The 377-nt window shown below is 73.7% G+C and carries 1 protein-coding gene; it reads right to left on the bottom strand.

All coding sequences use genetic code 11. The features are described 5' to 3' along the window. A partial coding sequence (locus tag AB4Y75_RS16730) for a hypothetical protein (protein ID WP_441437002.1) occupies positions 1 to 377 on the bottom strand: 377 nt, incomplete at both ends.

Below are 377 nucleotides of genomic sequence, written 5' to 3'. Positions count from 1 at the left end.
CCCCCGGGGTTTCCGCCGGGGGTTCCCGGTGTGCCGGGGTTGCCGCCCGGAAGGCCGGGGATGGTTCCGGTGCCGCCGGGGATCAGTCCGCCGATCAGATCGGGCAGGCTGCCGAGGATGTCACCCGGGTTACCGCCGGGGGTTCCTGGGGTGCCGGGGTTGCCACCTGGAAGACCGGGGATGACTCCGCCGGGCAAGCCCGGAAGACCAGGCAGGCCGGGGATGACTCCCCCGGGGTTTCCGCCGGGGGTTCCYGGKGTGCCGGGGTTGCCRCCCGGAAGRCCGGGGATGGTTCCGGTGCCGCCGGGGATCAGTCCGCCGATCAGATCGGGCAGGCTGCCGAGGATGTCACCCGGGTTACCGCCGGGGGTTCCTGG

Origin of the sequence: Arthrobacter sp. RAF14, assembly GCF_052114185.1 — a bacterium.
In the GTDB taxonomy this organism is placed as follows: domain Bacteria; phylum Actinomycetota; class Actinomycetes; order Actinomycetales; family Micrococcaceae; genus Arthrobacter_E.
Note: the sequence above shows the minus strand (reverse complement) of the source record. Positions and strands in the feature narration are given on the sequence as shown.